This is a genomic window from Neobacillus sp. BF23-41 (assembly GCF_041106275.1).
The window spans coordinates 375,243-397,653 of the sequence record NZ_JBGBPR010000001.1 but is presented as its reverse complement, the minus strand read 5'-3'; the positions used below and the strand labels follow the sequence as shown (position 1 = coordinate 397,653).

Below are 22,411 nucleotides of genomic sequence, written 5' to 3'. Positions count from 1 at the left end.
CCCCATCCTTCCCGCTTATCATTTATGAAGCTCTTTTTTGTTGAACGAGGAATTTTCGCAGGAGGTTATTAAACCGGTCTTTTGCTTCCAGTTTGGCAAGATGACCGGTATTCCTCATAATTATAAATTCAGAATTCGGGATTAATTTGTGCATCCAGGCTTGAATCCAATTCGGCAATATAGAGTCGTATTGTCCCCCAACAATAAGGGTTGGAACATCTACCATCGGTAATAACGATAAATTATTGACCTCAAAGCATGCTACCAAGGAGTTAATAAAAATATGTTGTTTAGGTTGGAAAAACTTATCGAATTTTTCAATCGTTTCTTTATTCCAAGAATATAGTGCCATGCGTGCTGCAAATTCCGAGTGTCTACCTAATGTTGTAATTCGTTCAAGTTTTACTTTTCGTGAATCAAATAATAAACCCTTTAGTTTTTTGGGGAAATAGTGGAATGAACTTATTAATAGGAGTGTACGACAACGGTCGGGAGCTTGACGGTAAATTTCCTGTGCAACGGCACCGCCCATTGATAGACCCAGAATATGAGCAGTTTCAATTTCTAACTCCTGTAGTAAACCAATTATGTCTGAAGCAAAATTTCGAATCGAAATTCCATCCGATTTATTGCATGCCCCATGACCGCGTAAATCAGGGATGATCAACTCAAATTGATCTGCTAATTCATATTGGTCTTCCCAACCTTCTTTTACTTCACCTAAACCATGGATCAATACCAATGGTTCCCCCTTACCAAAGTGTAAATAAGGTACCCCCAACCTGCTAATTAATGCTTTTTCCATTTCACACCACCTTCTTATTTTCAATAGTTCATTACCAAAATAAGGAAAATAAAAACGTTGTTATTTTACTTTTATTCATATTTATTTACTTTGTTGACAAAATATTACCCATAAGTGTAAAATACATATATAGGGAGAGGTGATAAGGATATGGTGAATCAAGACAATCAAACAATTAATCCTTCGAAAAATTTTGTGCTACCATTTATTTTATTGCTTCTTAGCAAGGTTTCTCTACATGGATATGAACTTAGCCAGAAGCTAGAAGCATTCGGGTTTAAGACACTTGATCAGGGGAATTTATACAGGTTATTAAGACAACTTGAAAAGGACGAGCTTCTATCATCAGAATGGGATACTACCGGGAGTGGTCCTGCTAAAAGAAGGTACTCCATAACGAATGGCGGGATTACATACTTAAAGGGATATGCCAATCAACTAGAATCCTACCAATCGTTATTGGATCAATTTTTCAAAATGTATTCCAGTTTCTTTGAGCTCTATATGCCTTCATTTCATAAGAAGGATTCCATAGAGAAAGTCAATAATAGAAAGAGGAGGAAAGACGATGGCACAGAAGAAAAATGAAACGGTTCTATCTGCAGTAGAAACAATTAATCAAGCAGTAGAGGAATCGGTAGCCGTAGGATCATTTGTTAACACATTTTGGGATCAATTCGAGCTATCACGTGAACGTGCAGAACAGTTACGGGAAAATGGTGAGGATGCATATATTAATGCATTAAAGGAAGTCATCAAATTTAATAAGCAATTTAGGAAATCCGTTTCAAATTTGTATCAACAGTCGAAAACAACTAACAAGGAAATGGTCTCAGAACTGATGCAGCAATTACCATTCGGTAACGAAGATGTCAAGGACGAGGTGTTACCAATACCCGAAACTGAAGAACTTAAGAAACAATTTGTAGAGGTTTCAGGACAATTAGAGAACCTCGCTCTTACACCAATTAAGTCTATCTTTCATGTTGTTGAACAAATGGAAGATAATATTGAAAAAAGTGCAGAATCTAGTGTAGCTTATGGACGTGAACGCCGAAATGCATGGCTCCAAGTAAGGAAGGAATATGTTAAATTTGCAAAAGATTCTCATTTGAATCTTGTTGACAGAAGCAAATCCAGCTTTAAAGAATTCATTAAACCGCAATAATTATTTTTACCTTCTAAGGAGAATAATAAACTTTGAGGATGCACATAGGTAAATATTATTCTATATTAGAACCACAATCTCTTTTCATTAAGAAACAAGAGATTGTGGTTCTTTTATATTCGTTGGACTTTAGAGTTTAGCTAAAAATGAACACACTTTGTTAAATCCTTTCCAAAAGTTACCGATGAAATGTTAATGTAATATTATTATTATCTAGTTGACAAATTTAGAAGTTATACTTCTAATTAAGAGAAAATAAGATGATACAGGTTTGCTTTATTGGAATTAAAAAGGCAGGGGTGTAAATTGAAAAAGAAGTTATTTGCACTATGTACCACAATTGTTATGGGACTAGGGAGTGTTTTCTCGTTGCCAGTAGTAAATGCAAAGGCAGATAATACTACAATTAAAAGTATAGAAGAGCAGCGTTCTGGTCTTCAGACAGATATAACAAAAGCAAATCAGGAACTTTCTCAAGTACAAGATGAATTAACAAAATTAAATGAAACTATTACATGAATTACGTCGTTATTAATAACGAGGGGTAAAAATAAAAAAAATATTGCAAAGTAGTTAGTTAATGAGTAGAATAAATAGGTTGTAAATCATCATGACTTACGATACTGTCGCAATAGGTTAGGAGTAAATCATAACATGGAATTACTAATATTTATTAAAGCCATTATCCTCGGATTAGTAGAAGGTTTAACAGAATTTGCACCGGTTTCCTCCACAGGTCACATGATTATCGTTGATGATATGTGGTTGCAATCTGAAAAGTTTTTGACACAGCATGGAGCCAACACGTTTAAAATTGTTATTCAACTTGGTTCGATTCTTGCGGTTGTCGTCACCTTTAAGGACCGCTTCATCGATTTATTAGGTCTAGGCCTCTTCAATAAGAAAGTTGTTAACGAGCAAGGCCGTCTTAAATTAACACAAGTTATTGTGGGATTAATTCCTGCAGGTGTTCTAGGCGTTCTCTTCAATGACTATATTGATGACCACTTATTTTCAACCGCAACGGTTTTAATTGGTTTAGTAATTGGTGCTATATTAATGATTCTTGCAGATTTTATTGGTCCAAAACATCCGAAAACACAAACAGTTGATCAGATATCCTATGGACAAGCTTTGGCTGTTGGTTTATTTCAATGTTTATCCTTATGGCCTGGATTTTCTCGTTCCGGATCAACTATCTCAGGTGGCGTATTACTGGGAATGAGTCACCGTGCTGCAGCGGATTTTACCTTTATCATGGCTGTGCCAATTATGGCAGGTGCAAGTTTACTCTCCTTATTAAAAAACTGGGAATATATGACGATTGATGCCTTGCCATTCTTTATTGCAGGATTTATAAGTGCCTTTATTTTTGCGTTATTATCCATCCGCTTTTTCTTAAAGCTGATTAACAAAATTAAACTTTTGCCGTTTGCAATTTATCGCATTGTTTTGGCATTAATTCTTTATATTATTTTCTTTTAAATTTTAGCCAGCTTACAAAATGTAAGCTGCTTTTTTTTGTTTCAAACTTTGCAGCCAGTTTTATGTTTATTTACCCAAATAAACATAAACGGGTAAGAACCTATCTAGAAATAATTAGTCATTTACCCGTTTTCCGTAAGAAAGTTGCCTATACCACAATTGCTGAATAGAATATTTTAAAATAAGTGGATTGTTCAACGGGACGGAAGGAGGGAAAGACATGGAAAAAGGACGGTGCGAGGAGCATTGTTTATGTAATGAAATGGAACAGTTGCTTGAAGAACAACAAAGATTATCCTTTGAAGGTTTTCGATTTGTATGCGATGAAATTGGGTTTGATACCATTCCCTTTGTCCTTTCTAATAGTAAATGTCCATTTGAGGTATTGGGGAAAACGAAGAGTGGTCTATTTTTTACTACTCAAGTATTCAGATTAGAATGTCTTGATTCATGGCATTGCTGTGCAAAGCTATCGCTGCTTTTGCCTGTAGATATAGATGGTTTTCCAGTAGACCTTTGTGACGAAGTATTTTCATTAATAAAAACGAATAACTGTATTTTAGTTGATCTATCTTGTTTTTGCAGTATTCAACCTTTATCCCCGAGATTAGTTAATCGGGAACTGCCCATTGTTGAACCGAAATGTTAATAAAATGAGCAGATTAGGGTCTAATCAGGAAATAAAATATAGACCCAGACCCTAATCGATTTTCTTAACACAAATCTGGAAAGTCAGTAATAATACCTTCGACATGTAGATTTTTTAAAGTATTTACCTCATTCTTTTTTTTCGCTGTCCATATAATCGTTTTTAATCCATGTTGATGAATTCTTTTAATAAGCCGTTTATTAACCATGGTTATTTTAGGATTTACATAAGAAACATAACTTGCAAAAGACCTTAAATCTTTATTTGAAATAATATTTACACCCGAATTCTTTACTAAAACTCCAATAGGGATGGAAGGAAGCAGTTCATGAAAACGTTTAAGTGAACCACGATCAAATGATTGAATAATTATATGATTTTCTCCTGATGTTAAATTTCTATTGAGTAGTTCTTCGACAGTCTTTTCCACAATTTGCGGGTAAAGTGAGGGTTTTTTTAATTCAAGTAAAATACCAATTTTTCCTGCAAACTCATCGAAAAACTCAGCGAGGGAAGGGATCTTCTCACCAGCAAATTTACTATGGAACCAACTTCCTGCATCAAGGTTTTGAATTTCTTTCAAGGTGAGGTCCCTTACCTTCCCTTTCCCATTCGTTGTCCTGTTAACGGTTGAATCATGAATCACGACCAATTCACCGTCTTTTGTCATTTGGACATCGATTTCAAGGTAATCTACACCTAAGTCTACGGCTTTCTTAAAAGATGCAAATGTATTCTCAGGGCAGTATCCAGCTGCACCTCTATGGCCAATTTTCAAGGGAGAGTGTTGTTTATCCTTTAAGCTTAACCGTGTCATCAATCGATAAGATACCATGAAAATCAGAAACAAAAGGGTTGCGGCATTCCTCAAGTTTGGGACTCCAATCTATATATATTTGTGAACATGTTATGAAAAACAGTGCCAATTGTCAACTAAACAAAGAGAATTTTATAAAAATGAATTCAGCTAGATCATACTTTTCTATTTTGATAATTGCTTTTTGTTGCTTAGAATGGGCTTCTTCTTTTTTTTCAAAACTGGGTAATTTGGATATGTGTCTATCGCACATTTTTATCCATGTGAATAGGATATATGGAAATCAGAAAAGGAGGTAATGTAAATGTCTGGTGCAGCTGGTGGCTACGGCGGCGGATTTGCCCTACTAGTCGTTTTATTTATTTTGTTAATCATTATTGGGGCTTCATGGTGCTGCTGAGTTTTCTATTAATATAAAAAGGAGGTCCTGAAAATGTTTGGATATGGTGGCCATTGTGGCTATGGATATGGATATGGTGGCTGCGGTTACGGCGGTGGATTCGCTTTAATCGTAGTATTATTTATCCTCTTGATTATTGTAGGTGCAGCTTGTTTTAGATAAGAATTTATAAAGGTGAACCCGCTTGGTTAATCAAGCGGGTTTTCTTGTGCAAATATATTGGCTCGTTTCCATTTACTAAATGCATCTAATTCGCTGGAAATTTTTTTTACGGTAAAGCCAATCAAGGCGGCGTCATCCAATATGCCAAGCCCGATGATGAAATCTGGTACTAAATCAAGTGGTGAAACAAAATAAAGCAGGGTTCCGACAACGGTAAGAATTGTACTGGGAGAGACATTTTTATATTCACCCTTCGAATAAGATTTAACCAGATCAAAAAATAATTGCAATTTTTCCCAAACTTCTTCTAAGTTTTGTTTTTTCTCATTTGCCATTTTTATTGCTTTGTTTAATAAGCCTTGTGTTTTTTGCTGATCGCCGAGGAAATCTTTAGCTTTGACATTATATTTTTGCTGCTCTTTTTCAAAAATCTTCTTTTTACTTAACAACCTGTCCACTTCCTTTTTTAAAAGACCATCCTTAGTGTTCCACCAAAATAAAAAAACCATGAGATAATAAATCACAAATAAAAACAAACCAGGCGCATGAGCACCTGGTTTTCTACTACTATATTAAACAATGTTTTCATTTAAATTAGTCTGCGTTCCCCATACAATATCTTCGATTTCAGAGCCTTCAAGTGTTTCTTTCTTTAATAAAGCCTCGACTAATTGCTGATACTGATTATGATGACTATTAATGAGGTTTTCTGCTTTTTCTAATGCTTTTCTAAATAGTTCTTGCATTTTTTCTTCTTTATCTTGTTTATTGAAGGTCAACTGGAATCCTTCTTGAAGCATTCCGGTATCCACCATTTGTTCAATGATTTGTTTTGCCTGCTGCACGTCTCCACCAACTCCGATACTGTGTTCACCCAAATGCATTCTTTCGGCAACTCCGCCGGCTAATACCATTGCCACACGCTCTAGTAAGTCACTGGTTGTCGACAAGTGTAGTTCCTTTGGAATGGGTGCAACATAACCCAACGCCTCACCGCGAGGGATAATGGTTGCTTTTCTAACAGAACCTGGCTTCGTTAGTGATGCCACAATGGCATGACCTGCTTCATGTATGGCAACCCTCCGCTTTGTTTCAAGGTCTTGCAATGAACGGGAAGTACTCCCTAAGATGGTTCTATCAAGGGCATAGTCAAGATCATGCTTCTTAATCATATCCTGCCCATTTCGAACGGCTCTCCTACTTGCCGTTTCAAAAAGGGACTGAAGCTCTGCACCTGAAAAACCAGAGGTGCTTTCTGCTAATTCATCTAATTTTGAGAGTACTTCTTTAGCAAAAGACTTACCTTTAGCATGAATACCAATGATTTCTCTTCTGCCTTTTGTGTCAGGCAGCGGTACATGAAAGGAGAAGTCGATTCTTCCTGGTCGCAGAAAGGCTTCATCAAGCAAATCTTTTCTATTGGTTGCAGCAATAAATAGAATTCCATCATTTGAATGTCCGCCATCAAGCTGTACAAGTAATTCAGTTAATGTTTTTTCGGCTTCCTCGCCACCATGTGCCTTTCTCTTAGCAGCTAGAGCATCTACTTCATCGATGAAAATAACAGCTGGACTTTGCTTTCTTGCCGTTTTAAACAAGGAACGGACCCGACTGGCCCCTACACCAATGAACATTTCATTAAAAGCTGATCCACTGGCAGTAAAAAATGAAGCATTTAGTTCACGAGCAATTGCTTGAGCAAGTAAGGTTTTACCAGTTCCAGGAGGTCCGTACAACAGTATGCCTTTCGGTGGTTTAATTCCTAATTTTGTTGCTCGTTCCGGTTCTTTAAGGGTAGTAAGTGTTTGTAATATTTCTTCCTTCATTTCGTCTCCGAGGCCTCCTACATCTTTTAAGCTAATAGAAGGAAGCGCGCGAGAATTGGCGACACTATTTTTCATTGAATTATTTAGTCCAAGGCTGCCCTTTGTTTTTTGAAGAGCGAATGCTGCTCCAGCCAGAAGAAGAATAACACCACCCAAAATCCACTTTCCATATTTACTGCTAGTGGAGTATGAGTATTCGATATTATATTTTCCAACCAGTTTGTCTAACATTTGACTATTGGGAGGAACATGGGAAATAAATTCGCCTTCCTTTGTTTGAATATATAGGCTCCCATCAGGTTTTTCAATTAGTTTAACTACTTTTCCTTGTTGATCTTGAATGGTTTTCTCAACAGAAGAGAAGGGAATAGCGATTTCATTATTTGTGGTCTGGACGACCCAGATCGTTCCTGCAATAACTAATATAAACGCTGCAATTAGCGGAATAAACTTTGAAACTTTTCGTATACTTTGATTCAATGCCTTCATCTCCTTCAACAGAATACTACTCTATTATAAAGGTATTCCCAGAAAAATGGATGTGGGAATCGTTGGGAAACTCTAGTGTCGTAATGAAAAAACACCAGCACTTTTTTGAATAGTGTGGTGTCTTTAATAAAGATTAGGATAATAGACGTAGATGTGGAATAATTGGCATCAATACACTCTGAGCAATCACACCAATGCTTGCACCTATACTTGATGCTTTACTCCATTTAAAAACATGAACTTTTTCGTCTTTTCCTTCATACAAAAATAATAGCTGTTCGCCTTCCTCAGCAATTCCAATTTTTTTATAAGAAATGTTATTCTCCTTTAAAACAATATCAAAGGCTTTATGCAATAAATTTATGGTCTGCTGATCAATTTTTATAATATTCATTTCCCGTTACCTCCGTTGTGATTATGTATAAACGGTCCTTAATACAATGATTTCCGCGTACCTTCATTATATTCTTTCTGAACACGGGATTAAAGAAATAATCGATGCTGATTCATATTGAAATATTGCAAAGTTAGCGTTTCAGAGATAAGATTGAGGTTATGGACAAAAATTTTTATTGTCAAAAGAGAGGAAAACGAAATGGGTAACAATTTTAAAGAAGATGTATTGTCACGCCGGACATTTGCGATTATTTCCCACCCTGATGCCGGTAAAACCACGCTAACTGAAAAATTATTATTATTCGGCGGTGCCATTCGTGATGCGGGCACTGTAAAAGCGAAAAAAACGGGAAAGTTTGCTACAAGTGATTGGATGGAAATTGAAAAGCAGCGGGGAATATCGGTAACCTCCAGTGTAATGCAATTTGACTATGATGGATTCCGTATCAATATTTTGGATACTCCTGGCCACCAGGATTTCAGTGAAGATACGTACCGTACTTTGATGGCTGTAGATAGTGCTGTGATGATCGTCGATGCTGCAAAAGGGATTGAGGCACAAACACTCAAGCTTTTTAAAGTATGCCGGATGCGTGGTATTCCAATTTTTACATTTATGAATAAACTTGATCGCCAAGGCAAGCCGCCACTTGAACTTTTGGCTGAATTAGAAGAGGTTCTCGGCATTGAATCATATCCGATGAACTGGCCGATTGGGATGGGGAAAGAGTTCCTTGGAATTTATGATCGATTTAACAATAGGGTTGAACAGTTCCGTGTCGATGAGGAAGAACGATTTATTCCATTAAATGAAGACGGGGAAATAGCTGGGGACCACCCGCTAAAAACGTCGGGACTTTATGATCAAACACTTGATGAAATCATGTTGCTTAATGAGGCTGGAAATGAATTTTCAGCGGAAAAAGTAGCAGCTGGTAACTTGACACCTGTTTTCTTTGGTAGTGCGCTAACTGCCTTTGGTGTACAGACATTTCTTGAGTCTTACCTAGAGTTTGCTCCGCCCCCAAAGGCGCGTAATTCATCCATTGGGGAAATTGATCCATTAGGGAACCAATTTTCAGGTTTTGTCTTTAAAATTCAAGCAAATATGAATCCGGCGCACCGAGACAGGATTGCTTTTGTACGAGTGTGTTCTGGGAAATTTGAGCGAGGAATGACAGTGAATATTCCGCGTTTGAATAAACAAATAAAGCTTTCTCAATCGACATCGTTTATGGCGGAAGAACGAAATACGGTAGATGAGGCAGTTAGTGGAGATATTATCGGCTTATACGATACAGGCACTTACCAAATTGGCGACACACTGACTTCTGGGAAGGATGACTTTCAATATGAAAGACTGCCTCAGTTTACACCAGAACTGTATGTCAGAGTTTCTGCCAAAAACGTGATGAAGCAAAAATCATTTTATAAAGGAATTCAGCAGCTCGTCCAAGAAGGAGCAATTCAGCTTTATAAAACAATTAAAACGGATGACTATTTATTAGGTGCAGTTGGTCAATTGCAGTTTGAGGTTTTTGAGCATCGAATGAGAAATGAGTATAATGCAGAAGTATTAATGGAACGGATGGGGTCGAAAATAGCTCGTTGGGTTGAGGGTGAAACCGTCGATGAAAATTTATCGAGTTCCCGTTCTCTTCTAGTTAAAGACAGATATGAGCATTATGTATTTTTGTTTGAAAATGACTTTGCTCTCCGTTGGTTTCAAGAGAAAAATCCAACAGTTAAACTCTATAATCCAATGGATCAGGAGACTTAAGAAAAGTGGCGGGTTTGATACCTGCCCTTTTCTACGAATTAATAAAACAGAAAATTCAGACTAATTACCCATAGACGAATCTTTTCAAGGGGAAAGGACAGTTTGATTGCGCACAGACTGTGACTGATTTAAAAGATTCGGGGATATCCTGTCCTGACTTTAAAGATGGTATTAAGCCAATGGCCGCTTTTTATTTAAAACAAAAGGATAACCCAATTTTTCAAATAAACATTTTATAAAAGGGGAGAAGAATTATCGATGCAATTCAAGAAATGCTAACGGTGATCGCCCCTGCGACAGGAAAGCAGATCGGAGATATTCCAGAAACACCGATTAGCCAAGTAGATATTTTTTATCAAAAGGGAAAAAACGCTTTCCTGCAGTGGAGTAAACTGACGGTGTTAGAAAGGGCTGAATATCTTTTAAAACTTAAAACAATAATAGTTGAACAGATGGAGGAAATAGTTAAAATTATTTCTGAGGATACCGGCAAAGTGGTCACGGAAGCCCTAATTGCTGATATAATGCCAACCCTTGACGGTATTGATCATATCACTAGGCATGGGGAGAAAATTCTAAAGCGCAAAAGAGTAAAAACTCCCCTTTTATTAATTGGTAAGAAATCATTTATTGAATATATGCCAAGAGGTGTTGTGTTAATTATCTCGCCATGGAATTATCCTATGCAGCTTGCGATGGTCCCTATGCTCAGTGCTTTGGGATCCGGAAATACAGTTATATTAAAACCCTCAGAGGTAACTCCACTTGTCGGGAAATGTATTGAAGATCTTTTTATCAAAGCTGGCTTTCCTGATGGAGTAGTTCAAGTAGCCCATGGAGGGAAAGAGGTAGGGGCAGCTTTTACCAACGGGAAACCCGATTATATCTTTTTTACCGGATCCGTCCGAACCGGAAAAATTATTCAACAAGTTGCTGCAAAGGATCTTATTCCGACAACGCTTGAGCTTGGCGGAAAGGACCCAATGATTGTGTTTGCTGATGCACATTTGGAAAGAGCAGCAAAAGGGGCGGCATGGGCAGCATTTACCAATAGCGGTCAGGTGTGTATGAGTGTAGAAAGGCTATATGTTGAAAAAACAATCTATCCTCAGTTCCTATCCTTATTAAAAAAAGAGATCATGGACCTAAAGCAGGGAAATGATCAAGATGCGGATGTCGGTTCCATGACGTTTCCAGCACAATTACAAATCGTTAAAGACCAGTTGGAAGATGCATTGAGTAATGGAGCACAACTGGAAATAGGGCTCCCCCCTGAAAAGTGGGCAAATGGAATGTTTTTACCACTAACGGTTGTAACAAATGTAAACCATCAAATGAAAATTATCCAAGAAGAATCTTTTGGTCCACTACTTCCTGTCATTGCTCTTGATAACGAAGAAGAAGTGATAAGCTTAGCAAATGACACGGTTTACGGATTAAATGCAAGCGTGTGGACAAGAGATAAAGAAAAAGCGCGAAGAGTAGCCTCTAAGCTTGTTTCCGGAGCAGTTGTTATTAATGACGCGATCATTAGTATTGCAAATCATGGTCTCCCTTTTGGAGGGGCAAAACAAAGTGGAATTGGCAGGTACCATGGGGAGGCGGGCATACGGATTTTTTGTCATGAAAAGTCAATTGTTGAGGATAACGGACAGAAAAAAAGTGAAATTCATTGGTATCCTTATCGTGATAAATTTCCGTTATTTCTACAACTTTTTAAGAGTTATTTCCAAACAAATCGAGATTGGGTTAGATTTGTCCAATACTACTTGCGTATACTAAAAAAGAATTAAGGTTGGGAAATAATATTGATTTTTTTGTTATTTTTTTACATAATCTGGATAAGCTAAGTTGAGTTGTTTTTTAGCTTACAAAAATATGCCATGAGAAGCGGGATTGTACGATGAAAAAAATGAGCAAACTCGAAGCTGTTTTATGGAATATTGCTTTTCCTGGTTTTAGTCAATTGTTAATGGGTCAATATATCAAAGGAATATTGTTCGTTGCATTAGAAGTAATGATCAATGCCAAAAGTCACTTTAATATGGCAATTATGTTGAGCTTCTTAGGAGAAATTGACAAGGCAGATGCGGTTCTAAATTATCAATGGCTTATGTTTTATCCATGTGTCTATATGTTTTCCATGTGGGATGGTTATCGTTCAGCCATGCCTAAAGAGGAAAAATACACATTTTTACCATTTGTCTTCGGTGCGTACTTCGTCACTGTGGGTTTAATGCTGTCACCGAAAGTCACGATTCTACAAGTTCACCCAGGCCCAATATTTGTACCGATGTTGTTTTTAATTCCTGGGCTGCTAATTGGCTTTGTATTAAAATTTTTAATGGCTATAAAGCTTCGAAAAAAAATGATCGAATAAAAAAAGCTTCAAATCAGGATATATCTGGTTTGAAGTTTTTTATTGGGAAAATTTTTTTATTATAACCCCCACAAACTGGTTCAGAAGAAACGTAACTATGTAGTAAAAAGAAAAGGGCAATAATCCTCTAAACAATAAACAGGAAATGATAGGCATTCTTGGTGCTATCTTTTTCTAAATGCTTAACCTCCATAAAGTCATATATAACAGTCGTATGTTATAATTGGTCGAATAGAGGTGAGCAAATGCTAAGTTTATTGTTTATGGCCAAAAAGAAAAAAAGAACTTTGGAAGAAACCGTTCTCTTAATTCAACAAGGTGAGCAATACCTACTTGACGAAATTATCAGTGCTTATAAGCCATTTATTGCAAAAACAGTGTCTTCAGTATGTAGACGATATATCTATGAAACCGATGATGAATTTAGCATTGGTCTCATCGCATTTAACGAAGCGATTGAGAAATACTCAACTGAGCGCGGAAGTTCTTTATTGAGTTTTTCCGAAGTCATAATCAAAAGAAGAGTTATTGACTATATCCGTAAACAGTCAAAAAATCAACACCTAAGTTTTGATTTAACTAATGATACCAAAGACGAAGAATCAGCAGGAACAATCATTGTTAACGAGCTCTCACTTGATGACTACAATAAAAAGAATGATGATCAACTAAGGAAAGATGAAATCCTTCACTTTCAAAAATTATTGACTACCTTTGATTTAAGTTTCAGTGACTTGGTTGAGAATTCACCTAAGCACTTCGACGCCCGAAAAAATGCCATTATAATAGCGAAAATGTTAGTAGAAAATCAGGAATTAAAAGAATTGTTATTTACGAACAAGCGTCTTCCCATTAAGCAATTAGAAAAAATGGTAGATGTCAGCAGAAAGACAATTGAACGGAACAGGAAATATATTATTGCCATTGCACTTATTTTAGCGGGTGATTATATCTTTATGAAAGATTACATAAAGGGGGTGCTTGAAACATGAAAAAGGGAGTTGTAATGGAAATAGATGATGCATTCCTAACGCTTTTAACCCCTGAAGGTGAGTTTTTGCATGCCAATAGACAAAATCAGCCATATGCAATTGGAGAAGAAATCCATTTTTTTCCGATTAAAAGTGTTAAAACTACGAATCATTTTAATACAATAAAAAATGTTTTTAAATTAAAACCAGTTTGGGCGCTAATGGCAGCATTATTTATCTTCCTCGGTTCGTTTTTTCCCATGTATCAAAATAATAAGGCATATGCCTATATGTCCATCGATGTAAATCCAAGTATTGAGTTAAGTATTAATAAAAAAATGCAGGTTGTAGAGGTAACTGGTTATAACAAAGAAGGAAAAGAGATTATTTCCCAATTGAATAAATGGGAAAAAGAGGATGTTTCTAAAGTAGCTCAAACTATTTTGGCTGAAATGAAAAAAGAAGGCTACTTGAATACTAAGGAAAACATTATTATTTCCACGGTCCGGACAAAAGAGGCTGAAGTTAAGATTGATAAAAAGCTTCAAGAGAATATTGATGAGATCAAGGCGTCAGTGAACAAACAAAAGTTAGGAATTACAGTTTTAAAAGCTACGAAAAGTGAATGGAAAAAAGCTCATAAGCTTGGTATCACAACTGGGAAATACAAGAAAAACAAAGTTCAGGGTTCTATTAATCAAAATGTGAAGACAAAAGATAAGGGCGGAAAAATTGATAGGAAAGCTATACCCTTAAGTTCGGCTAACAGAAATCCCTTAGGTCAATTCAAAAAACAAACAGAAAATAAGGCCATCGAAAACAATGGGATTGCAGGAAATAAAAAGCAAACTGGAAAAATATGGTTGAACGGCAAATTCATACCACCTGGGCAGTTAAAAAAGATCGAAGATGATCAACTAAAACAGAAACAACAACAACCCAAAAAGCAAAACAATCAAAGGGAAAAATCATCTGGAAATCAAAAATCAAAAAGCAACGAAATAAATAAAGAGAAAGACAGTCAAAAAGAGAAAGACACTCAAAAAGGGAAAGACGGTCAAAAATGGAAAGACAGTCAAAAAGGGAAAGGCAGAAATATCGGAGAACATCAAGGGGAATATAACCAAAAGTATAAAGAGAAAAACAGCGAAAAACAAAATGGTAAAAGTTACCAAAAATATAATCACAATCAAAAGGATAAATAAAGTCCGGATATATTATCCCGGACTTTTTTCCATATTTATTAAATTATTTTTGAGTGAATTGTCCAGAAATTTGTGCTTGGGCTTGTTGAACAAGACGTTTTGTAATTTCGCCACCTACAGACCCGTTTGCTCTTGAAACAGTATCTGAACCTAAATTAACGCCGAATTCTTGGGCAATTTCGTATTTTACCTGGTCTAAATATTGTTCAATCCCAGGCACTAACAACTTGTTACTGCTATTGGCCATTTTATTCAACTCCTTCTTTTCGGTACAGAGATAATTTCAGCTCTGTATAAGTATTATTTATTTATTTTTGTGATTTATAAGTGGTAATGTTTTTCGGTTTTGGATTTTAATAAGAAAAGCGCAAGCGCCCTGTTCAGCGGCGTATGGCCTGGAGCGCTCCAACTGAGATAAAGGAAACACGAAGAGCCGAAGGCGATTCGATGTTGACTTATCGTAGGGCGGAGAGCGAAGGACACTAGCCGCTAGGGCGCTGGAGCTGGACAATTTTCAAAGTCGAAATTTATGCTTTCTTATCTTGTAAAAAAAGAGCCCTTCGGCTCCTCTTTCATTATTTTTTAACTGCTTCTAATAGCAGGTCAACGATGTGTACACCTCTCATTTTCTCAGAGAGTCCTTCTTTTTCAATCTCAACTTTCATTTGCAATAAGCAGCCAGGGTTTCATTGAACCTGGATCAGGTGGGTAGAAAAGTCCTTTTGCCGAAGCGGCATTAGCCACATCAAGGCAAATAACCCCTGGCTGGACAGTAATGGTTAAATTTTCTTCATCAAGATCAACGATTTTGTTCATGTGTTTGAAAAGAATGACAACCCCACCTTCAGTCGGACACGTTCCACCACAAAGATTTGAATGATTCTACAGCACGCGTGTGCCAATCAAACTGCTCAGCATAATAATTTTCACTTATGAGGAGTTCCGTCATTTTTCGAATTACTTCACAAAAGGGGTGACTTTATTTGGTTCACCCGTGATTCCAATACTCCAATTACATCATGTTGAAAGAAGATTGGTAAATTAATCCCTGCTTTCACACCTGTTAACTTTAATTGATCTTCCTCTGTAATAATCTGTTTTTGCTTTTTTTGTGCAGTAACCAATGCCCCTTCATGGAAGGTCCTGACACGTTCTAAGTCTGTACTTGCAAGGATATACCCGTCTGTGTTAACAACAATAATATCTTCACCGATTAATTTTCTCACTTCTTTAACTATTTTTTCTGCTAACTCAGGTAATAGCAACGTCTGCACCTCCGAAAAATGCTCACTTTTATTATATCAATGTTTATTTAGAGGTGTATGTTAAAAAAAACACTCTGGGCGGATATCCCAGAGTGTGATCAAATTATAAATTAATCGCTTCCTTTACTAACATCTTTTGTGGGATGCATAAAAGGGTAAGCTTGTGGTTTCTTTTTACTTTCTAATAAATCACGATTTTCGGCTGTGTTCCAGCCGATATCGTTTGTAGGGTGAACCCATTCATCTCCAGCCATGATAGCTGGGTCTGTATCTTTTGTCCAGGTTTCTAATGGTGAATTAGAAGAGGCGTATATACTATCACCAATTGTCACACCATGTTTATTTACAAAAGGAGGCTCCATCTTTATTCCAGTACCTTCAAAGCTTGGGGCACTAATTTGATGTGGCATCGTTTCATTCATGCTTACCTGATCCGCAGACTGTGTATTCTTCGCATTTTTCATTTTTGCATCACTCCTGTTTTTTCTTATTTTCTTCGAGTCATGGGATTTTATTTATGAAAAATAAGGAAAGGAATGATAACTCTATATTTGTTCAAAACTATGGTAGTAAGATTAATTTTTAAGGGAGGATTATTCCATGGCTAAGCGCAAAGCAGAATTTGATGCAGTAGAAAAATATACAAAAACACCACATAAAAATGTTCAGGAAAGTGAATTTTCTGCGGAATTTACCGATAATAACAATGCTATAAGGTTTCAAAATCGAAATTCAAAATTAGGAAAAAAGGGAAGAAGCTAATGAAAAGCCGCCGTAAAACTCCACCCCGTATTCCGACTGAAGAATTCAGCATTGAATTTGGCGATGTTAACGGCACAAAATTGTATGATATTCTCCAGGTCTCACAAAAAGAGAAGAAAAACAATAAAAAGAAATAAGCCGGCAATGCCGGCTTTAGTTAGTTCTCAAGAAATGAAAATATTAGTGTACGGCCCTTCATTGGGTCAAAATAAGCTAATACACAGGAAGGTTGTTTATTAATCTTACCAGTTGTTTGATACAATGCTAAATCGAAGGATATTTCTTCCAACATGGTATGTTTATATAAGTCCTTTTCATCAAGGCCTAAATCAATAAACGATGGTCCTAACATCGAAGGGTGTTCAGAAATTTGTTTGTAAATTTGTGTTCTCTTTTCCTTATCAAAGCTAGCTTCCCACCAAGGTTTTCTCGGTTTATATTTATGGTTCTTTAGATAATCATATTTCATCAGGCCTATTATCACATCTAGGTCATTTACCTTTTGATGGTCCAAAAACGCATGAAGTCTGCGGAATAAATCCTCAAGCTGATGACCAATTCTGGACCAGCCTTGTTTTTCCCAGTAGGAACCAAACTGTTGGAAGAAATCAAAAGGGGATGGAAAAACGTTTGTTATTAAGAATTCGACTGTTTCATCCATCCGGTGATCATTCCAATACTTTTCCAAAACATCCTCAACTTGCTTGATTCTAACGATATCATTAAATGAGAGTACGTTATTACTTAATATTTCATATGGAGAATGATCCATATAAACATATTTTTGTTCAGCAGCACGTAGTCGGACTCCTGTTCCTCGAAGCATTTTTAAAAAACCTAACTGCAGTTCTTCAGGACGTAACTCAAAAACATCATTAAACGTTTTTCGAAAAGAAGCGTAATCTTCTTCTGGTAAACCAGCAATTAAATCAAGATGCTGATCAATTTTTTTACCTTCCTTCACCATTGTGACGGTTCTACAAAGTTTTGAATAATTTTGTTTGCGCATTACAAGTTCATTTGTAAAGTCATTAGTTGATTGGACTCCGATTTCAAAGCGGAAAAGTCCCTTAGGTGCTTCTTGGTTGAGAAATTCAATTACTTCAGGCCGCATAATATCTGCTGTGATTTCAAACTGAAAGACGGTACCGGGGAGATGTTCATCAATTAAGAACTGGAACATTTCCATAGCATAGCTCCTGCTAATATTAAAGGTTCGATCCACAAATTTGATGGTTTTTGCACCATGAGTCATTAAATATCGTATATCTTCTTTAATTTTTTCACGATCAAAATAACGGACACCAACTTCAATAGACGATAAACAAAATTGGCAGCTAAATGGACAACCGCGACTAGTTTCAATATAGGTGACTCTTTTGCCTAAATGAGCGATATCTTCAGGGAAGCGATAGGGTGACGGTAATTCCTTAAGGTCTAGCTTATTCATTTGGGGAGTAATGACAACTTGCTGATTATCACGGAAGGCGACACCAGGTACTTTTTTATAGTTACGGTTTTTTTGGATTTCAGCCAGAAGCTGTTTAAAGGTTTGTTCTCCTTCACCCATAACAATAAAGTCAACCTCAGGTATTTTCTCCATCCATTCACGGGTATCATAAGTTACTTCCGGGCCGCCTAGAACAATAATTATCGATGGATCTACTTTTTTTATCAAATTTACAACTTTAATGGTTTCCTCGATGTTCCATATATAACAGCTAAATCCAATGACTTCAGGGGTCAGTTGATAAAGATCTGTTACGATATTTAAGACCGGGTCCTTTATTGTATATTCTTTAATCTGTATATTGAATTCTGGTGCTGCATAAGCCTTTAAATATCGAATCGCTAAGTTAGTATGTATATACTTAGCATTCAAGGTAGAACAAATAACATTCATAAAAAAACTCCTTTACATAAATGAAAACAATATATTATTATAACTTATTTTAGACCAAAAGGATAGGAAGCAAACAATCAAAAAGCCCATGCCGCTTGGGCATGAGCTTTCATGTGTTGAAAAGGTTAAGGTATCATCCAAGATAATACACCGTTTTGTAGGAAGGTAAGAATTCCTACTATAATGACAAGGAAAAAGCTATGTTTGATCGTGAAGCGGAATAACTCGGATTCTTTTCCTGCTAATCCTACAGCTGCACAGGCAACTGCAATAGATTGTGGTGAAATCATTTTTCCAGTTACCCCGCCTGAAGAGTTAGCAGCAAGGGCAAGTACTGGGTCCATTCCGACGGAAGTTGCTGTGATTTTTTGCAGGTTACCGAATAATAAGTTTGCAGAAGTATCAGAACCAGTAATAAACACTCCAAGCCAGCCAAGGAAAGGTGAGAAAAACGGAAATAGTAATGAACCTGTTTTGGCAAGTGTCATTCCAAGAGTAGTGCTCATACCAGAGGCATTCGTGACATACGCGAAACCAACAACAGCAGCAATTGTAATAACTGGATACTTTAATTCATTAATGGTTTCTCCAAATGTAACGAGCCAATTTTTCCAAGAGATGCCAACAATGAATTTTGTCAATATTGCCGCGATTAATATTGCAGTACCTGCGGCACCCAGAATCTCAAGTTTATAAATGGCAGGAATTGGAGCACCAGCACTGTTAATAATTTTATTATTGATTAATGGTACATTTGGAATAAAGGTTAATGCGTGTCCGATGGAATTAATAGCTTTTAAGATTGCATTTGCACCTTCATAATGACCAGTTAACGCTAGTTTAATAGTAGGCATACCCCATAAAGTTATGATTCCTGTTAACAATAAGAAAGGGGACCATGCCTTGAAAATTTGCCCTCCCGTATGTTTTACGTCTTGGGTTTTTAATTTATTTGCGGTTGATGTAGCAGCAAGCTCTTGTTCAGAAGAAAAACGGAAAATAGTTTTTGGCTTCCAGAATTTTAAGAAGATGGCAAGTGCGAATAATGAAACTAGCGCTGATAAGATATCTGGAAGTTCTGGTCCCATAAAGTTAGAAGTAAAAAACTGTGTCAGGGCAAAGGCTACTCCCGAAACAAGAATGGCTGGCATTACTTCTTTCGTTTTTTTCCAGCCTGCCATAATAAGTACTAAGTAAAATGGGATAAAGACAGATAGAAATGGCAACTGGCGGCCCACCATTTTGGAGATTTCAGTAGCTGCAACTCCAGTTGGACCTTCCATGGCAATGATTGGCGCACCAATTGCTCCGAATGCAACAGGAGCAGTATTTGCAATTAGACAAAGCCCAGCAGCATATAAAGGATTAAATCCTAAACCGACTAAAAGAGCCGCTGATATGGCGACGGGTGCTCCGAAACCGGCTGCACCTTCAAGGAACGCACCAAAGGAAAACGCTACCAATAGTGCTTGTAAACGGCGATCCTCAGTAATAGATACAACAGAAGTTCTGATAATATCAAATTGTCCTGTCTTTACAGTAAGTTTGTACAAGAATACTGAAGTAATGATAATCCAGCCAATTGGTAGGATACCATATACAGCTCCTTGGGATGCAGACATAAATGCCATCTCTGCTGGCATTTTATAGGCAACAATTGCAATTACTAAGGCAATGGCTAAAGTAGATAATCCAGCAAGATAGCCTTTCATCCGTTTAATTGCTAATGCCCAGAAGAAGTATAGAATTGGAATTAGTGCAACAACTGCTGAAAGCGCGAGATTATCTCCCACTGCGGTAAAATTTTGAGTAAATGTCATAATAGCTTAATCCCCCGAATTAGCTTTTTTTGATTTTTTCTTTCCCTAAGAAATGGTATCTACCCTCCTCAATTTTAGTAACCGCTTACAAATAGTGTCATGGTCATCTGATGACTAGATGTCTCTTGGTGCTAAAATGAATTATATGGACGATTTGGAAGAAATTCAATCTTTTTTTTTAAAATATGACTTTTTATTATTTCTACGGTAAATATGATAAAGACCTTTATTATTTAAGATAACGTAGATGTTAGATGCAGTTCTATCAAAAAAATGTATAATAAAGATGCGTCCAAATTACGAAATGGTTGTTAGGGGCTGGATGGGTGAATTATAAAAAGATTAAACCAAAGAAGATATATGAAGAAGTAGCAGAAGCTATTTATGAAATGATTCGAACGGGTCAAGTAAAACCAGGTGAAAAACTTGATTCAGTACAACAGCTGGCGGAAAATTTTCAAGTGGGGAGGTCTGCCATTCGCGAAGCATTAACCTCTTTAAGAGCGATGGGCCTCATTGAAATGAAGCAAGGAGAAGGTACATTTGTAAATGAGTTTGAAACAGATCAAATAACCTTTCCACTATCAACAGCTATGTTAATGAATAAAGAGGATATAGCTCAATTATTAGAGGTTCGTAAGATAATTGAAATAGGTACAGCAGCTGCAGCTGCTAAAAAGAGAACCAATCAGCAGCTCATAACTATGGAGAGCGCATTGGAAGAAATGAAACATGCAAATGGGGATGAGGAACTCGGTGAAAAAGCTGATTTACAATTTCATCTTGCTTTGGCAGATGCAGCACAGAACCCACTGCTGCTTAGCTTAATGAATCATGTTTCTGGATTAATGGAAGAAACAATGAAGGAAACTAGAAGAGTATGGCTTTTTTCTAAACAAACAACGGTAGAACGTCTTTATAATGAACATATTGCTATTTATGAAGCAATAAAAGAGCAGGATGTAGATAAAGCTAGCAAGTTTATGCTTATTCACTTAGAAAATGTTGAGGCTCTACTACAAAAATATTTCCAATCTACCAATTTATCTAGGTAGTATTTTGGCGAAAGTGATTTATTAAAAACATGTGGCTCCAATTTATTAGGAACGCATGTTTTTTTAATAGCTCTGTTAAAGCTAAATGTTGATTTTGGCACTTTGTTGATTGGAGCGGAAATCAACAGCCAAGTTTAACATAGCCTTTAAATAATAAAAATTTTTTTGAAAGCACTTTCTTTACAGCGTGTTTTTTTGTATTGTAGTAAAGTAGAGATTAATTAATATATATTTTTTATTCAAGTCATCTGATGACCAGTTCACCTGAATGATTTGAAGAAAATCAGATATTTAGGAGAGGAAGACAAACATGAAGGTTACACTTTTTGCGACATGTATTGTAGATATGTTTCAAAGTAATGTAGGGAAAGCAACAGTGGAATTGCTTGAAAGGCTTGGATGTGAGATAGTTTTTCCTGAATCCCAAGTATGCTGTGGACAGCCATCATATAATAGTGGTTATGTTAAAGAATCAAAAGAAGCAATGAAGCGTATGATTGATACTTTTATAGATGCCGAGTACATAGTATCTCCATCCGGTTCCTGCATCACAATGTTCCACGAATATCCACATATATTTAAGGGCGACCCTGTTTGGGAACCAAAAGCAAAAAAATTGGTGGAAAAGTCATTTGAACTTACACAATTTATTGTAGATGTCATGAAAATTGAAGATGTTGGTGCCCGTTTTGAAGGAAGTGTAACATACCATACCTCTTGTCACATGACGAGATTGTTAGGAGTTAAAAAAGCTCCTATGATTCTATTAAGCAATGTAAAAGGCCTTAAGTTTACTGAATTGCCTGCAAAGGAACAATGCTGTGGTTTCGGAGGAACTTTTTCGGTTAAAATGGCACAAATCTCAGAGCAAATGGTCGATGAAAAAGTTCGCCATGTTGAAGAAACCGGTGCTGAGTACCTTATCGGTGCTGATGCAGCATGCTTAATGAATATCGGTGGACGGATAGATCGAGTAGGAAAGCCTATCAAAGTGCTGCATATTGCTGAGGTATTAAATAGCCGTGGATAGTTATTTACTTGCTTAATAAATTTACTTGAGTGGAGGAATGGTC

Annotated in this window: 26 protein-coding genes and 1 pseudogene; 16 read left to right on the top strand and 11 right to left on the bottom strand. The window is 36.6% G+C overall.

Features of this window, described 5'->3' with window-relative positions; all coding sequences use genetic code 11:
- Positions 1–22: 22 nt before the first annotated feature.
- A complete protein-coding gene (locus AB7942_RS01895) occupies positions 23–805 on the bottom strand; it encodes an alpha/beta fold hydrolase (RefSeq protein WP_369445578.1) in 783 nt (260 codons plus the stop codon).
- A gap of 150 nt (positions 806–955) precedes the next feature.
- Here AB7942_RS01895 and AB7942_RS01890 point away from each other — a divergent pair, with 150 nt between their 5' ends.
- The 5 genes from AB7942_RS01890 to AB7942_RS01870 all read left to right on the top strand — a co-directional run bounded on the left by AB7942_RS01890 (position 956) and on the right by AB7942_RS01870 (position 4,107).
- A complete protein-coding gene (locus AB7942_RS01890; RefSeq protein WP_369445577.1) occupies positions 956–1,393 on the top strand; it encodes a helix-turn-helix transcriptional regulator in 438 nt (145 codons plus the stop codon).
- Positions 1,374–1,973: a hypothetical protein gene (locus tag AB7942_RS01885; RefSeq protein ID WP_369445576.1), complete on the top strand. Its 600-nt coding sequence runs from the start codon at positions 1,374–1,376 to the stop codon at positions 1,971–1,973. Before AB7942_RS01890 ends, AB7942_RS01885 begins: the two co-directional genes overlap by 20 nt.
- Before the next feature lie 369 nt (positions 1,974–2,342).
- On the top strand, positions 2,343–2,492 hold the full coding sequence (locus AB7942_RS01880; protein WP_369445575.1) for a hypothetical protein: 150 nt from the start codon (positions 2,343–2,345) through the stop codon (positions 2,490–2,492).
- A gap of 135 nt (positions 2,493–2,627) precedes the next feature.
- Positions 2,628–3,458 carry an undecaprenyl-diphosphate phosphatase gene (locus tag AB7942_RS01875; protein ID WP_369445574.1) on the top strand — a complete coding sequence of 277 codons (831 nt, stop codon included), beginning with the start codon at positions 2,628–2,630 and terminating at the stop codon, positions 3,456–3,458.
- 220 nt (positions 3,459–3,678) lie between these two features.
- Positions 3,679–4,107 carry a CotY/CotZ family spore coat protein gene (locus AB7942_RS01870; protein WP_369445573.1) on the top strand — a complete coding sequence of 143 codons (429 nt, stop codon included), beginning with the start codon at positions 3,679–3,681 and terminating at the stop codon, positions 4,105–4,107.
- Between the two features lie 64 nt (positions 4,108–4,171).
- Here the strand turns inward: AB7942_RS01870 and AB7942_RS01865 are convergent, their stop codons facing one another.
- Positions 4,172–4,978, bottom strand: coding sequence for a glycerophosphodiester phosphodiesterase (locus tag AB7942_RS01865; protein WP_369445572.1), 807 nt, complete (start codon positions 4,976–4,978; stop codon positions 4,172–4,174).
- Between the two features lie 250 nt (positions 4,979–5,228).
- On the opposite strand from AB7942_RS01865, the gene AB7942_RS01860 reads away from it, so the two are divergent.
- Together AB7942_RS01860 and AB7942_RS01855 are read left to right on the top strand one after the other, a co-directional pair.
- Positions 5,229–5,324, top strand: coding sequence for a YjcZ family sporulation protein (locus tag AB7942_RS01860; RefSeq protein ID WP_369445571.1), 96 nt, complete (start codon positions 5,229–5,231; stop codon positions 5,322–5,324).
- Positions 5,325–5,357: 33 nt separating this feature from the next.
- On the top strand, positions 5,358–5,486 hold the full coding sequence (locus AB7942_RS01855; protein WP_369445570.1) for a YjcZ family sporulation protein: 129 nt from the start codon (positions 5,358–5,360) through the stop codon (positions 5,484–5,486).
- A 26-nt stretch (positions 5,487–5,512) separates the two neighbouring features.
- Here AB7942_RS01855 and AB7942_RS01850 read toward each other — a convergent pair whose 3' ends face one another.
- From AB7942_RS01850 to AB7942_RS01840, 3 genes are all read right to left on the bottom strand, one after another.
- Entirely contained in the window at positions 5,513–5,935 is a 423-nt protein-coding gene (locus AB7942_RS01850; RefSeq protein WP_256942289.1) for a YkvA family protein, read from the bottom strand.
- A 123-nt stretch (positions 5,936–6,058) separates the two neighbouring features.
- Positions 6,059–7,792 carry an AAA family ATPase gene (locus AB7942_RS01845; protein WP_369445569.1) on the bottom strand — a complete coding sequence of 578 codons (1,734 nt, stop codon included), beginning with the start codon at positions 7,790–7,792 and terminating at the stop codon, positions 6,059–6,061.
- A gap of 142 nt (positions 7,793–7,934) precedes the next feature.
- Positions 7,935–8,195 carry a hypothetical protein gene (locus tag AB7942_RS01840; RefSeq protein ID WP_098933116.1) on the bottom strand — a complete coding sequence of 87 codons (261 nt, stop codon included), beginning with the start codon at positions 8,193–8,195 and terminating at the stop codon, positions 7,935–7,937.
- A gap of 201 nt (positions 8,196–8,396) precedes the next feature.
- On the opposite strand from AB7942_RS01840, the gene AB7942_RS01835 reads away from it, so the two are divergent.
- From AB7942_RS01835 to AB7942_RS01815, 5 genes are all read left to right on the top strand, one after another.
- Complete coding sequence (locus AB7942_RS01835) at positions 8,397–9,977, top strand: peptide chain release factor 3 (protein ID WP_369445568.1); 1,581 nt, start codon at positions 8,397–8,399, stop codon at positions 9,975–9,977.
- A 272-nt stretch (positions 9,978–10,249) separates the two neighbouring features.
- The gene (locus tag AB7942_RS01830) at positions 10,250–11,770 is read left to right on the top strand and encodes an aldehyde dehydrogenase family protein (protein ID WP_369445567.1); all 1,521 of its coding nucleotides are present in this window, start codon (positions 10,250–10,252) and stop codon (positions 11,768–11,770) included.
- 110 nt (positions 11,771–11,880) lie between these two features.
- Positions 11,881–12,357: a hypothetical protein gene (locus tag AB7942_RS01825; RefSeq protein ID WP_369445566.1), complete on the top strand. Its 477-nt coding sequence runs from the start codon at positions 11,881–11,883 to the stop codon at positions 12,355–12,357.
- 245 nt (positions 12,358–12,602) lie between these two features.
- Complete coding sequence (sigI, locus tag AB7942_RS01820; RefSeq protein WP_168242599.1) at positions 12,603–13,349, top strand: RNA polymerase sigma factor SigI; 747 nt, start codon at positions 12,603–12,605, stop codon at positions 13,347–13,349.
- On the top strand, positions 13,346–14,533 hold the full coding sequence (locus AB7942_RS01815; protein ID WP_369445565.1) for an anti-sigma factor domain-containing protein: 1,188 nt from the start codon (positions 13,346–13,348) through the stop codon (positions 14,531–14,533). Before sigI ends, AB7942_RS01815 begins: the two co-directional genes overlap by 4 nt.
- 43 nt (positions 14,534–14,576) lie before the next feature.
- On the opposite strand, the gene AB7942_RS01810 is transcribed toward AB7942_RS01815, so the two are convergent.
- The 4 genes and pseudogenes from AB7942_RS01810 to AB7942_RS01795 form a co-directional block, all read right to left on the bottom strand.
- On the bottom strand, positions 14,577–14,780 hold the full coding sequence (locus tag AB7942_RS01810) for an alpha/beta-type small acid-soluble spore protein (protein WP_088086184.1): 204 nt from the start codon (positions 14,778–14,780) through the stop codon (positions 14,577–14,579).
- A gap of 437 nt (positions 14,781–15,217) precedes the next feature.
- Positions 15,218–15,409: pseudogene (locus tag AB7942_RS01805) on the bottom strand (FAD-binding protein); the annotation flags it as partial.
- A gap of 86 nt (positions 15,410–15,495) precedes the next feature.
- Positions 15,496–15,798: a sugar diacid recognition domain-containing protein gene (locus AB7942_RS01800; RefSeq protein WP_369445564.1), complete on the bottom strand. Its 303-nt coding sequence runs from the start codon at positions 15,796–15,798 to the stop codon at positions 15,496–15,498.
- 110 nt (positions 15,799–15,908) lie between these two features.
- Complete coding sequence (locus tag AB7942_RS01795) at positions 15,909–16,262, bottom strand: DUF3905 domain-containing protein (protein WP_369445563.1); 354 nt, start codon at positions 16,260–16,262, stop codon at positions 15,909–15,911.
- Between the two features lie 136 nt (positions 16,263–16,398).
- Here AB7942_RS01795 and AB7942_RS01790 point away from each other — a divergent pair, with 136 nt between their 5' ends.
- Together AB7942_RS01790 and AB7942_RS01785 are read left to right on the top strand one after the other, a co-directional pair.
- Positions 16,399–16,560, top strand: coding sequence for a hypothetical protein (locus tag AB7942_RS01790; RefSeq protein ID WP_166257651.1), 162 nt, complete (start codon positions 16,399–16,401; stop codon positions 16,558–16,560).
- Positions 16,560–16,697, top strand: coding sequence for a hypothetical protein (locus AB7942_RS01785; protein ID WP_168242602.1), 138 nt, complete (start codon positions 16,560–16,562; stop codon positions 16,695–16,697). The genes AB7942_RS01790 and AB7942_RS01785 overlap by 1 nt, the downstream gene beginning before the upstream one ends.
- 20 nt (positions 16,698–16,717) lie before the next feature.
- On the opposite strand, the gene AB7942_RS01780 is transcribed toward AB7942_RS01785, so the two are convergent.
- Positions 16,718–18,463, bottom strand: a complete 1,746-nt coding sequence (locus tag AB7942_RS01780) for a B12-binding domain-containing radical SAM protein (RefSeq protein ID WP_369445562.1) — start codon at positions 18,461–18,463, stop codon at positions 16,718–16,720.
- Between the two features lie 125 nt (positions 18,464–18,588).
- Positions 18,589–20,283, bottom strand: a complete 1,695-nt coding sequence (locus tag AB7942_RS01775; protein ID WP_369445561.1) for an L-lactate permease — start codon at positions 20,281–20,283, stop codon at positions 18,589–18,591.
- A 326-nt stretch (positions 20,284–20,609) separates the two neighbouring features.
- On the opposite strand from AB7942_RS01775, the gene AB7942_RS01770 reads away from it, so the two are divergent.
- Positions 20,610–21,338 (top strand): FadR/GntR family transcriptional regulator, encoded by a 729-nt coding sequence (locus AB7942_RS01770; RefSeq protein ID WP_088086188.1) that lies wholly within the window; start codon positions 20,610–20,612, stop codon positions 21,336–21,338.
- Between the two features lie 310 nt (positions 21,339–21,648).
- On the top strand, positions 21,649–22,368 hold the full coding sequence (locus AB7942_RS01765) for a (Fe-S)-binding protein (protein ID WP_369445560.1): 720 nt from the start codon (positions 21,649–21,651) through the stop codon (positions 22,366–22,368).
- The last annotated feature ends 43 nt before the right edge of the window (positions 22,369–22,411 follow it).

Excerpts from the sequence above, each read along its gene's own strand:
- AB7942_RS01835 (WP_369445568.1), top strand. The coding sequence starts at position 8,397 with ATGGGTAACAATTTTAAAGAAGATGTATTGTCACGCCGGACATTTGCG.
- AB7942_RS01885 (WP_369445576.1), top strand. The coding sequence starts at position 1,374 with ATGGCACAGAAGAAAAATGAAACGGTTCTATCTGCAGTAGAAACAATT.
- AB7942_RS01855 (WP_369445570.1), top strand. The coding sequence starts at position 5,358 with ATGTTTGGATATGGTGGCCATTGTGGCTATGGATATGGATATGGTGGC.
- AB7942_RS01870 (WP_369445573.1), top strand. The coding sequence starts at position 3,679 with ATGGAAAAAGGACGGTGCGAGGAGCATTGTTTATGTAATGAAATGGAA.
- AB7942_RS01875 (WP_369445574.1), top strand. The coding sequence starts at position 2,628 with ATGGAATTACTAATATTTATTAAAGCCATTATCCTCGGATTAGTAGAA.
- AB7942_RS01895 (WP_369445578.1), bottom strand. The coding sequence starts at position 805 with ATGGAAAAAGCATTAATTAGCAGGTTGGGGGTACCTTATTTACACTTT.
- AB7942_RS01775 (WP_369445561.1), bottom strand. The coding sequence starts at position 20,283 with ATGACATTTACTCAAAATTTTACCGCAGTGGGAGATAATCTCGCGCTT.
- AB7942_RS01840 (WP_098933116.1), bottom strand. The coding sequence starts at position 8,195 with ATGAATATTATAAAAATTGATCAGCAGACCATAAATTTATTGCATAAA.
- AB7942_RS01765 (WP_369445560.1), top strand. The coding sequence starts at position 21,649 with ATGAAGGTTACACTTTTTGCGACATGTATTGTAGATATGTTTCAAAGT.
- AB7942_RS01810 (WP_088086184.1), bottom strand. The coding sequence starts at position 14,780 with ATGGCCAATAGCAGTAACAAGTTGTTAGTGCCTGGGATTGAACAATAT.
- AB7942_RS01785 (WP_168242602.1), top strand. The coding sequence starts at position 16,560 with ATGAAAAGCCGCCGTAAAACTCCACCCCGTATTCCGACTGAAGAATTC.
- AB7942_RS01815 (WP_369445565.1), top strand. The coding sequence starts at position 13,346 with ATGAAAAAGGGAGTTGTAATGGAAATAGATGATGCATTCCTAACGCTT.
- AB7942_RS01790 (WP_166257651.1), top strand. The coding sequence starts at position 16,399 with ATGGCTAAGCGCAAAGCAGAATTTGATGCAGTAGAAAAATATACAAAA.
- sigI (WP_168242599.1), top strand. The coding sequence starts at position 12,603 with ATGCTAAGTTTATTGTTTATGGCCAAAAAGAAAAAAAGAACTTTGGAA.
- AB7942_RS01860 (WP_369445571.1), top strand. The coding sequence starts at position 5,229 with ATGTCTGGTGCAGCTGGTGGCTACGGCGGCGGATTTGCCCTACTAGTC.
- AB7942_RS01890 (WP_369445577.1), top strand. The coding sequence starts at position 956 with ATGGTGAATCAAGACAATCAAACAATTAATCCTTCGAAAAATTTTGTG.
- AB7942_RS01780 (WP_369445562.1), bottom strand. The coding sequence starts at position 18,463 with ATGAATGTTATTTGTTCTACCTTGAATGCTAAGTATATACATACTAAC.
- AB7942_RS01830 (WP_369445567.1), top strand. The coding sequence starts at position 10,250 with ATGCTAACGGTGATCGCCCCTGCGACAGGAAAGCAGATCGGAGATATT.
- AB7942_RS01825 (WP_369445566.1), top strand. The coding sequence starts at position 11,881 with ATGAAAAAAATGAGCAAACTCGAAGCTGTTTTATGGAATATTGCTTTT.
- AB7942_RS01795 (WP_369445563.1), bottom strand. The coding sequence starts at position 16,262 with ATGAAAAATGCGAAGAATACACAGTCTGCGGATCAGGTAAGCATGAAT.